This window comes from Staphylococcus sp. acrmy, from assembly GCF_022690565.1.
In the GTDB taxonomy this organism is placed as follows: Bacteria; Bacillota; Bacilli; order Staphylococcales; family Staphylococcaceae; genus Staphylococcus; species Staphylococcus caledonicus.
In genome coordinates this window covers 1-1,608 of the sequence record NZ_JALCVE010000022.1, presented here as the reverse complement: position 1 = coordinate 1,608, position 1,608 = coordinate 1, and the positions used below count along the sequence as shown (strand labels likewise).

General features: G+C 48.4%; 1 rRNA gene. It reads right to left on the bottom strand.

The features are described 5' to 3' along the window. Positions 1 to 1,608 (bottom strand): 23S ribosomal RNA (locus FH144_RS12005); the annotation flags it as partial.

Genomic DNA, 1,608 nt, shown 5'->3' with positions numbered 1-1,608 from the left:
AGAGGCTTTTCTCGGCAGTGTGAAATCAACGACTCGAGGAAACAATTTCCTCTCCCCATCACAGCTCAATCTTACGAGTGCCGGATTTGCCTAACACTCAATCTCACTGCTTGGACGTACAATCCAATCGTACGCTTCGCCTATCCTACTGCGTCCCCCCATCGATTAAAACGATGCTAGGTGGTACAGGAATATCAACCTGTTATCCATCGCCTACGCCTGTCGGCCTCAGCTTAGGACCCGACTAACCCAGAGCGGACGAGCCTTCCTCTGGAAACCTTAGTCAATCGGTGGACGGGATTCTCACCCGTCTTTCGCTACTCACACCGGCATTCTCACTTCTAAGCGCTCCACATGTCCTTGCGATCATGCTTCGACGCCCTTAGAACGCTCTCCTACCATTGTCCTACGGACAATCCACAGCTTCGGTAATATGTTTAGCCCCGGTACATTTTCGGCGCAGTGTCACTCGACTAGTGAGCTATTACGCACTCTTTAAATGATGGCTGCTTCTAAGCCAACATCCTAGTTGTCTGGGCAACGCCACATCCTTTTCCACTTAACATATATTTTGGGACCTTAGCTGGTGGTCTGGGCTGTTTCCCTTTCGAACACGGACCTTATCACCCATGTTCTGACTCCCAAGTTAAATTAATTGGCATTCGGAGTTTGTCTGAATTCGGTAACCCGAGAAGGGCCCCTCGTCCAAACAGTGCTCTACCTCCAATAATCATCACTTGAGGCTAGCCCTAAAGCTATTTCGGAGAGAACCAGCTATCTCCAAGTTCGATTGGAATTTCTCCGCTACCCACAGTTCATCCGCTCACTTTTCAACGTAAGTCGGTTCGGTCCTCCATTCAGTGTTACCTGAACTTCAACCTGACCATGGGTAGATCACCTGGTTTCGGGTCTACGACCAAATACTAAACGCCCTATTCAGACTCGCTTTCGCTACGGCTCCACATTTTCTGCTTAACCTTGCATCAGATCGTAACTCGCCGGTTCATTCTACAAAAGGCACGCCATCACCCATTAACGGGCTCTGACTACTTGTAAGCACACGGTTTCAAGTTCTCTTTCACTCCCCTTCCGGGGTACTTTTCACCTTTCCCTCACGGTACTGGTTCACTATCGGTCACTAGAGAGTATTTAGCCTTGGGAGATGGTCCTCCCAGATTCCGACGGAATTTCACGTGCTCCGTCGTACTCAGGATCCACTCAAGAGAGAATATATTTTCAACTACAGGATTATTACCTTCTTTGATTCAACTTTCCAGATGATTCGTTTAATATATTCTTTTGTAACTCCGTACAGAGTGTCCTACAACCCCAATAAGCAAGCTTATTGGTTTGGGCTCTTCCCGTTTCGCTCGCCGCTACTCAGGGAATCGATTTTTCTTTCTCTTCCTCCGGGTACTAAGATGTTTCAGTTCTCCGGGTCTGCCTTCGGACAAGCTATGAATTCACTTGTCGATAACACGACATAACTCGTGCTGGGTTTCCCCATTCGGAAATCTCTGGATCAACGCTTACTTACAGCTACCCAAAGCATATCGTCGTTAGTAACGTCCTTCGTCGGCTTCTAGTGCCAAGGCATCCACCGTGCGC